10 protein-coding genes are annotated in these 9,116 nt (G+C 31.0%); 1 reads left to right on the forward strand and 9 read right to left on the reverse strand.

The window, feature by feature from the left end; all coding sequences use genetic code 11:
- The first annotated feature begins 77 nt into the window (after positions 1-77).
- Entirely contained in the window at positions 78-1,271 is a 1,194-nt protein-coding gene (wecB, locus tag LWW95_10935) for a UDP-N-acetylglucosamine 2-epimerase (non-hydrolyzing) (GenBank protein MDL1957537.1), read from the forward strand.
- A gap of 77 nt (positions 1,272-1,348) precedes the next feature.
- On the opposite strand, the gene LWW95_10940 is transcribed toward wecB, so the two are convergent.
- The 9 genes from LWW95_10940 to LWW95_10980 form a co-directional block, all read right to left on the reverse strand.
- Entirely contained in the window at positions 1,349-1,516 is a 168-nt protein-coding gene (locus LWW95_10940; GenBank protein ID MDL1957538.1) for a hypothetical protein, read from the reverse strand.
- Between the two features lie 497 nt (positions 1,517-2,013).
- Positions 2,014-3,012: an O-antigen ligase family protein gene (locus LWW95_10945; GenBank protein ID MDL1957539.1), complete on the reverse strand. Its 999-nt coding sequence runs from the start codon at positions 3,010-3,012 to the stop codon at positions 2,014-2,016.
- A gap of 133 nt (positions 3,013-3,145) precedes the next feature.
- Positions 3,146-3,475, reverse strand: coding sequence for a WxcM-like domain-containing protein (locus tag LWW95_10950; protein MDL1957540.1), 330 nt, complete (start codon positions 3,473-3,475; stop codon positions 3,146-3,148).
- Positions 3,456-4,577 carry a DegT/DnrJ/EryC1/StrS family aminotransferase gene (locus LWW95_10955; GenBank protein ID MDL1957541.1) on the reverse strand — a complete coding sequence of 374 codons (1,122 nt, stop codon included), beginning with the start codon at positions 4,575-4,577 and terminating at the stop codon, positions 3,456-3,458. Before LWW95_10955 ends, LWW95_10950 begins: the two co-directional genes overlap by 20 nt.
- Entirely contained in the window at positions 4,552-5,583 is a 1,032-nt protein-coding gene (locus LWW95_10960) for a pyruvate dehydrogenase complex E1 component subunit beta (protein ID MDL1957542.1), read from the reverse strand. Before LWW95_10960 ends, LWW95_10955 begins: the two co-directional genes overlap by 26 nt.
- Positions 5,564-6,544, reverse strand: a complete 981-nt coding sequence (locus LWW95_10965; GenBank protein ID MDL1957543.1) for a thiamine pyrophosphate-dependent dehydrogenase E1 component subunit alpha — start codon at positions 6,542-6,544, stop codon at positions 5,564-5,566. Before LWW95_10965 ends, LWW95_10960 begins: the two co-directional genes overlap by 20 nt.
- 1 nt (position 6,545) lies before the next feature.
- Positions 6,546-7,157 carry a sugar transferase gene (locus LWW95_10970; protein ID MDL1957544.1) on the reverse strand — a complete coding sequence of 204 codons (612 nt, stop codon included), beginning with the start codon at positions 7,155-7,157 and terminating at the stop codon, positions 6,546-6,548.
- Between the two features lie 23 nt (positions 7,158-7,180).
- Complete coding sequence (locus LWW95_10975; protein MDL1957545.1) at positions 7,181-7,960, reverse strand: class I SAM-dependent methyltransferase; 780 nt, start codon at positions 7,958-7,960, stop codon at positions 7,181-7,183.
- A complete protein-coding gene (locus LWW95_10980) occupies positions 7,957-9,000 on the reverse strand; it encodes a glycosyltransferase family 2 protein (GenBank protein ID MDL1957546.1) in 1,044 nt (347 codons plus the stop codon). Before LWW95_10980 ends, LWW95_10975 begins: the two co-directional genes overlap by 4 nt.
- Positions 9,001-9,116 lie beyond the last annotated feature (116 nt).

Consider the following 9,116-nt stretch of genomic DNA (forward strand, 5'->3'; position numbering starts at 1 on the left):
AACCTTAGCTATTCCTATGTATCCAGAATTAACCCTAGAACAACAAATATATGTAGTAGAAAAAATAAAGGAATTTTATGCTTAAAATAGCAAGCATTGTTGGTGCTCGTCCTCAATTTATAAAAATTGCCCCACTTATTCATACTATTCAAAATTATAACAATATTGATCATCTTATTATCCATACTGGTCAACATTATGATTATGAAATGTCACAAGTATTTTTTGAAGAATTAGAACTTAAAACCCCTAATTATCACTTAGGTGTAGGTTCTGAAAATCATGGTTATCAAACAGGAGAAATGTTAAAAAGAATTGAAGAAATATTAATTTCTGAAAAACCCCATGTAGTTATTGTTTATGGTGATACAAATTCAACCTTAGCTGGTGCTTTAGCAGCTGTTAAATTACATATCCCAGTAGCTCATATAGAAGCAGGATTAAGAAGTTTTAATAAAAAAATGCCTGAAGAAATAAATAGAATTTTAACTGACCATTGTTCAGACATACTTTTTTGTCCTACAAAAAATGCTGTTAACAACCTTTATAAAGAAGGCTTTACTAATATCATAAACAATGGTGAGCTTATTAATGAAACTTTCATTAATAACTATTCACTATCTATTAATCATTTACCAATAGTAATAAATGTTGGTGACATTATGTATGAATCAGTACTTCTTTATTTTAAATTAGCAGAGAAAAAATCAAATATTCTTAAAAAATTAGGCTTAATCAATAAAAAATATTATTTAATTACTCTACATCGAGCAGAAAATACTGAAAATACTTTTCGTTTTAAAAATATTTGGGAAGCTTTAAATATTATAGCTCAAATGGGTACAAAAATTATTTTCCCTATACATCCACGTACATCAAAACTTATAAACTCTTTACATTTAAAAGCCCACTCTAACTTAATTTTAATAAAGCCTGTTTCTTATTTAGATATGCTTATGCTTGAAGCAAATGCACAAAAAATTTTAACAGATTCAGGTGGAGTACAAAAAGAAGCTTTCTTTTTTAAAATACCATGTATTACTTTAAGAGAAGAAACAGAATGGATAGAAACAATAACATCTGGATGGAATATATTAGTTGGAGCTGATATTCAAAAGATCATTAAAGCTGCAAATTCTTTTTATGGTTGTTTCAATAAATCACTGCATTTTTATGGAGACGCTCAAACAAGTAAAAAAATTATTTATATATTACTGAAATTTAAAGGTCTTCTTTCAAAAAACTTTGCAATCCAATTGTTAACCAAATAAAATACAAGTAGCATGAGAGATAATTTGCAATGAACTAATGTTTAAAACTAAAGAAACACAAAAATATGCTTTTAGCACTATAATATTCCTAAATTTTTCAAGATTTCTATACTTTTAAGTATGAATTCTTCTAAAGAAATTCCTTTTTGCAACGGGATATGTGTTTCTGGGTTATCAACAGGATGTTCGTGATAAATACCACCTTCTTTATCTACACCATAAATTCTATTTTTACTAACAACCAAAGCCAAATTCTGGGAAACACAGTTATATCTGTATAATCTAATGAGAAAATTCTAATCCATATTTAAGACACAATGAATATAATTCCTGTAAGAAATTGCTAACTTTCATATTTTTCAAATTCTGCTAACTTTTTTCTAAATATTTTATACCAGCAATAGCATGTTCCCATTCCATGGCATCGGATTCAACTTCCCATGAAAAATTTTTCTCCTTCACTACATTTTTTTTCTCAAATTCTTCAAATTCCATCCCATATTTTTTTTCATTTTCTCGTCTATCAGTCTATAGATTGCTAGCTTTCTTCTATAATTGTAAATTAATGATTCTATAATTTCCTTTTCAGGAATATTTTCTAGACTTTTCCTTCTGATATCCCTCATGATTGTTCCCTCCTATAAAATATACTAAATATATCTCATAATTTATTATCTGTCACAATTTATCTTTTTAAAATTTAAATGTGGGGACCTGACTCAATCTTTTGGATTTTTAATTATCATTTTTTAAAGAAACTTTGTAATCCAATTGTTAAACCAAACAAAATGCATGTAGCATGAGAGATAATAATGCTATCCCCCAATGAACCAATGCTAAAAACTAAAGTAAAGGCAAAAATAAAAAATCCAATAGGATTATGATAATGTTTAATGCCTGTTTTAAACATAAGATATAAGAGCCATAAAAATGGTATTAAACCTAAGATGCCAAAACTGCCGAGCAAATAGAGATAGGAATTATGAGGCTGAGAAAAATTTGGAAGTGTTTTTTTAGGCTTAAATTTTTCTGCATATTTTGGAAAACTTCCAGTGCCTCCTCCTAGAATTGGACATTTTTTAAAAATATTCATTGTTACTTTTAGCATGTATATCCTCTCACCAAATGTTCCTACATATCTTTTCATTCTTTTTGATTCATAAGTTATTGCCAACTTGATTATTTTTTTAACTGGTGGAAGACTTATAAAAACTATTATACTTAACATAGTGATTAAAATAATTTTAAAATAATTTTTTCTGAAAATATTGTAAAAAATAATAGGGAAACTTGCGATTAACGTTACATATCCAGTCTTTCCGCGTGATAATATTAATATACTTAGAAAAATAAAAAATAAGAAAATAATTATTCCTCTAAAATACCATTTTTTTGTTCTTAGAAAATAATAGGATAAAATCAATATACCTAAAACCAATAATAAAGCAAAAGTTATGTGCATCTTGTAAAGTTTATATATAAGTTTTGGGGAAAATAAAACTATAAATAAAAGATATAAACTTCCTGCTGTTAAACCAGTAAGATATGCTTTAATAAAATTTTCAGTATTAAAACGAAAAAAAGGAAGAGATGTTAAAACAAAAGCTAAAAGCCAATAATGAGTTTTTTTAGCTAATTTCAAACCTAATGATAAATCCGGTGTATATAACAAACCAATCCAATGGATAAGGATTAACCACAGCAGAGGAATAAACCACTTTTCTTTCCAAAAAGGTTTCAAAAAATTTTTGGAAATAATCCAAAAAAATAAAGAAAATTCTACAAAAATCGTTGATAAGGCAGTTGATACTGGAATAGTAAAAAAGAGTAAACATATTGTTCCGTAAAAAATTTTTGTTATTAATCTATCATTTTTACTCAAACTCTTTACCAGAAAAACAAATAAGATAGAAAACTTTATTTCCTACATTCCTTACTTTATGCTTTGTATGAGGTGGTATTGTCAACAAAGTGTATTTTTCTTTAATTATAAACGTGCAAGATTTATTAGAATCCTCTAAAGTTATTTCGGCAATCTCATTCCCACCAATTATACATAAAATTTCTTCATAATCATGTGAATGATCTCCTCTTATCGCTCCTGGATTAACGCTTACAATATGAAATTTTTTTATAGGAAGCCCTTCTAAAAAAATTGAAAAACCTCTTTTATCTTCTATTTTATTAATTTTTATTTCTTGCATAAAAATCCTTTATAGTCTTTGTAACATATTTAACCTCTTCATCTTTTAATTCAGGATACATAGGTAGCATTATTGCTTTTTCAAAAAATTTTTCTGTTCTTGGCAACTTATAATGATTAAGACCCAAAGCCTTAAATTGATGAACAGCCTTACCACCCCATGGAAGCATTACTTCTATTCCTTTGCTTTTAAGATATTGTATAAGTTCATCCCTTCTTTCTGCCTCAATTTCATAATTTTGAAATACATCATAGTGATCTCCCCCATTAGTAGGAGCAGGTGGAAGGCGAAGTTCAGAAATTTCTGAAAGTTCTTCCTGGTAAATTCTTGCAATTTTTCTTCTTCTTTCTATCCATTGGGGAATTAATTCAAGTTTGTAGTTAAGTATAGCGGCTTGAATATTATCTAATCTACAATTAAAACCCCAACATATAATTTCTGTTCCTTCTCTTCCATGGTTTCTTAACGCTTTGAGTTTTCTAGCTATATTTTCATCATTAGTAACAATAGCCCCAGCATCTCCAAAAGCACCAAGAATCTTGGCAGGGTAAAAACTAAAACAGCCTGTAATACCAAAAGTTCCTGCTTTTTTGCCTTTATATGAAGCTCCTAAGGCTTGGGCAGCGTCTTCTATTATCATAAGATTGTACTTATGAGCAATCTCTTGAAGTTTTTCCATTTTATTACATATTCTGCCATTCAAGTGAACAGGTATAATAGCCTTTGTTCTCTCTGTAATAACTTCTTCTACAAGATCTACATCCATATTATGACTATCATCAATATCTACTAAAACAGGAATAGCTCCCAATAACTTTATAACTTCAACAGTAGCTACAAAAGTATGAGATACTGTTATCACCTCATCTCCTGGGCCAATCCCGCAAGCTATTAAGGAAAGCAAAAGAGCGCCTGTTCCACTTCCCACCCCAATAGCATACTTAGAATTCACAAATTTTGCTAAATTACTTTCAAAACACTCCACATCCTCCTGAAGTATCATTTTTCCAGCAGAAAGGGTATTGTCAAAAATCTCTAGATAATTTTCTCTGAAATTTTTAAATTGAGCTGGATAGTCAAAGTAACGCACTTTGTACTCCATACATTACCTCCTCACCTTTAAGCAACTCTAGAACTGCTTTTATAATCTTTTCTGCATTTAAATAATAGTGTTTTTCCAAAGCACGACTTGCAGGTGCAGGTACATTGGGCAAAGCTATTCTTTTGATAGGAGATTTTAAACAATCAAACATTTCTTCAACTAATGTTGCTGCCACTTCAGCCATAAACCCACACATTTTCCAACCAACATCTGCAAGTATAACCCTACCTGTTTTACGTACTGATTCAAATATTAATTCTTTATCAAAAGGCTTTATAGTTCTTAAATCTATGACTTCTACACTTATACCTTGTTCTTGTTTTAAAAAATCAGCTGCTTTTACTGCCTCTACAGCCATGTAAGAAATAGCTATTAATGTAATATCTTTACCTTCTCTTCTAACGATTCCTTTTCCAATAGGCACAGAATATAATTCCTCAGGAACATCATCTTCTAATCTATATAACCATCTATCATCTACAAAAACTACTGGATTATCATCTTGAATGGCAGAAATCATTAAACCCTTAGCATCATAAGGGGTTGATGGCATTACAACTTTTAATCCAGGCACATGAGCAAAAAAAGTATGAAGAGCCTGTGAATGTTGCGCTGCTTGCTCTCCTCCTCTATTTATAATACCCCAAAATACTACAGGAACATTAATTTTTCCTCCAAACATATAATGCCAATTAGCAGCTTCATTTATTATAGGATCAAGTGCATACAGCATAAAATCCATTCGAGGATGGACAACAATAGGTCTCATACCAACAATAGCCGCACCAACAGCAACACCTGTAATGGCATTTTCTGACACTGGGGTATCTATTACTCTCTCCGGACCAAAGCGATCTAGAAGCCCCCTAGCTGTATTACCTACATACCAAGGACTTTTAACTCCTTGACCAATAAGTAAAACAGATGAATCTTTTTCCATCATCTGATGTAGAGCTTCATTAATGGCTAAGCTATAAGACAATTTTCTAATTTTCTTTGAACACATATTTACACAACTCCTTTTCATTAGGATATGGACTTTTTTGAGCAAAAAGATGAGCTTCTTTAACTTCACTTTCAATTTCAAATTTCATTTTATCTATTTCATCTTTGGTTAAAACTTGCTTTTTAAGCAGAAAAGTTTTAAAAATTTCGAGCGGGTCTTTCTTTTTCCACTCTTCTACTTCTTCTTTAGGTCTAATATCTGTATGGAGTCCCTGGATATTATCATCAGGCCCCACATGACCTCGCAATCTGTAAGTCACAAATTCTAAAAGCACAGGCCCTTCTCCTATTCTACACATCTCCACAGCTTTTTTAGTAGCTTCGTATACTTCTAAAACGTTATTGCCATCTATTTTATAACTTGGAACTCCAAAAGGAATTCCGCTCTCATATATATTGTCTTTAAAGCGACATTCCCTTAAAGGCATATGCGTTGAATAAAAATTATTTTCACAAGCAAAAATTATAGGCAACTTTTTTAGAGCAGCAAAATTAAGTGATTCATAAAAAACACCTTCTCCTGTAGCACCATCTCCGAAAAAACTGACACTTACTCTCTTATCACCTCTTATTTTTGAAGCAAGTGCTGCTCCCACAGCAAGGGAGATTGTTCCTGCCACAATTGGTGCAGCTCCCAAAAAACCTACTTCTGGGGCTACTACATGCATTGATCCTCCTCTTCCTCTTGAACATCCTGTTTCTTTACAATAAATTTCAGCGATCAATTGTTTCAAGTTACCTCCTTTAGCAATATAATGTCCATGTGAACGATGATTTCCAAAAATATAATCATTTTTATCCAATGCTGCACATACTCCAGTTGCTATTGCCTCTTCACCTGTATAAAGATGACATGGTGTTTTTATTTTTCCTTTTAATATTGGTTCTACCAAACTTTCTTCACACAGCCGTATTTTAAGCATTGTTTTATAAAGTGAGATTAAAAAATTTTTAGAATACACTTTATTCCTCCACAAACCTCTTTTTGGTTATCACTGTAAGTATAGTTAAAGCTATTATTTTTAAATCAATCCAAAATGAACGTTCTTTAACATATTTAAGTTGTAATCTTATTTTGGTTGGACGGATTTTTTCCATATATGTTTTTTCTGGATCAGGACTTCCTGCAAGTATAGCTCCCTCATCAGGATTCCACAAAGAAGCCCAATCAGTGATTCCTGGCTTTACCGATAAAATATCTTTCTCTTCTTCCGTAAACATGTCAACATAAAATTGCACCTCAGGCCTTGGACCCACAATACTCATCTCTCCTTTTAAGACATTAATAAGCTGTGGTAATTCGTCAAGCTTGTATTTTCTCAAAATTTTACCGACCCTTGTAATTCGTGGATCATCGTCTGCTGTTGAAGGGCCTCCTATCTTTTCTGCATCAACTACCATTGTCCTAAATTTATAAATCCTGAAGGGCTTGCCATACTTTCCTACTCTTACCCCGCGGTAAAACACAGGACCACCATCTTCCTTTTTAATTAAGTAGGCAATAATTAGCATTAATGGTGAAAGAACAATTAAACCTACCCCAGAAGCTATAATATCAAAAATACGTTTAGCAATGTCATCTAACCTCTTTTTGAAACTCATTTCTTACCTACTACATAAATTATCTTAAACTCCCTATTAATTTCTTTGGGATTTAAAATGATTGGTTCTTCATAAGGAGCCATTCCTTCATAAACTTCTTCTGGAAGGGGTTTAAGTTCTCCCATAAAAATGCGCTTTAAATAAGCTCTGGCGGCTAAGCTACCAGGGATCAAATCAAACTTCACAGCCATACGTTTTATTATAGAAATAATCTGACTTTTAAATCCTTTTTCTATAGGAAAAGCGCCATAAATGTTCTTAACCACAAAACCACCTTCTTGGAGCAGACAATAAAGTTCTGGTACAGAAAAATACTTATATGTATAAGGACTGGGATGAAAATCCTTCCAATCTTTATTTACTGTGCAGATAATTAAATGTCCTCCGTTTTTTAGTACTCTTTTTGCCTCGGAAATAAATTTAGCAGGAGATTTGAGATAATAAATTGCTTCGTAAAGCAGGATTACATCAAAGCTTTCAGACTCAAAAGGGAGATCATGGGCATCCAGCAGTTTAACAGAAACATTTTGTTTATATTTATGAATTCTTTGTGCTAGAGCTACATTTTTTTCATCAATATCTCCTCCCACCACCTTATTAGCCACTTGTGCCAGATATCCAAGTCCAATACCACTTCCACAAGCTACTTCCAGTACATCCTTTTCTTTAGCAAATTGCCTAGCGAAATGATAACGGTGGTATAGTCTTGTTATCTGTTCTTGTGTAGCTTTAAGTCCAGGAGTTTCGGTTATTTTAAAATAATCAATTTTATTCATATTATAATTTTTCTCAAATTTTTCCAAAATTGTTTTGATATAGATACTTTTAAAAAACCCCACAAAGAGCCTAAACCATATACTACGTGAAGCGATGTAAAAATTATTGGCATGGTTAATAGATATCTAAAATCTTTTTGTTTGAAAGCCACTTTACTGGAGAAATAAAAATTAGTCAATAAATATGAACCTAATATAAATGAAAATAACCAAAAAAAGAAAGGGGAAAAAGGAGAAAGAATTGCTGAGCCTATCAAACTTGTTACAAATGCTAAAGGTACCAAATGTCTCCACGAAACAGGCATTGTGTTTGTATATTTAAAAGGAAGAATAGCCCAAAGTCCGTTTCTAAAATTATGTTTACAAAAAGACTTAAAATCAGAACGTGCATAGTAATAGGTTACTATGTCGGGTACTAATAATATTTTGCCTCCTGTTTTTCTTAATCGCTGATTAAATTCTATATCTTGGGAATATATTAATTTTTCGTTAAATAAACCTATTTTATCAAAAACTTCCTTTTTATAACAACCACCAAAAACAGTATCAACCCATTTGGGACTTGCAGAATCTCTTCTGAAATAAGCGTTACCTACGCCAAATGGATGGGACAAAACGACGGCAATACATTTTGCAAAAAGAGTATCTTTGGTGGGAACTGTTTTTAATACCCCTCCGACATTATCAGCATTATATTTCTGCAAATATTCCACACATTTTGAAACATAATCTTTTTTATAAATAGCATGAGCTCCCATTATTATTATGATCTCTCCTACTGCAGATTTTATGCCTATGTTAAAAGCAAAGTTAGTAAACCTTTTTGGATTATCTAAAAGCTTAATAAAGGAGTATTTTTTTAGGTATTGTCTTACAATTTCTTTAGTTTTATCTTCAGAATTTCCATCAATAACCAAAATTTCCAATTTTTCTTTAGGATAATCCTGTTGTAAAATTGAATCTAAACATTTACTGATAAATTTTTCCTCATTTCTACAAGGAATTATTATTGAAACTAATGGACAAATTTTTGTATCCATAATCCTAAGTTATATATCCTCCAAAGATACTTAATAGAAATTTTATTAAGCTCTATTTGTTTGAGGGTTTGTTCTGTATTTATATATTTTTTTAAAAAATCATTTTGAAAAATCAT

Source organism: Candidatus Desulfofervidus auxilii (genome assembly GCA_030262725.1).
Lineage (GTDB): Bacteria > Desulfobacterota > Desulfofervidia > Desulfofervidales > Desulfofervidaceae > JAJSZS01.

Excerpts from the sequence above, each read along its gene's own strand:
- LWW95_10960 (MDL1957542.1), bottom strand. The coding sequence starts at position 5,583 with ATGTGTTCAAAGAAAATTAGAAAATTGTCTTATAGCTTAGCCATTAAT.
- LWW95_10950 (MDL1957540.1), bottom strand. The coding sequence starts at position 3,475 with ATGCAAGAAATAAAAATTAATAAAATAGAAGATAAAAGAGGTTTTTCA.
- LWW95_10975 (MDL1957545.1), bottom strand. The coding sequence starts at position 7,960 with ATGAATAAAATTGATTATTTTAAAATAACCGAAACTCCTGGACTTAAA.
- LWW95_10980 (MDL1957546.1), bottom strand. The coding sequence starts at position 9,000 with ATGGATACAAAAATTTGTCCATTAGTTTCAATAATAATTCCTTGTAGA.
- wecB (MDL1957537.1), top strand. The coding sequence starts at position 78 with ATGCTTAAAATAGCAAGCATTGTTGGTGCTCGTCCTCAATTTATAAAA.
- LWW95_10955 (MDL1957541.1), bottom strand. The coding sequence starts at position 4,577 with ATGGAGTACAAAGTGCGTTACTTTGACTATCCAGCTCAATTTAAAAAT.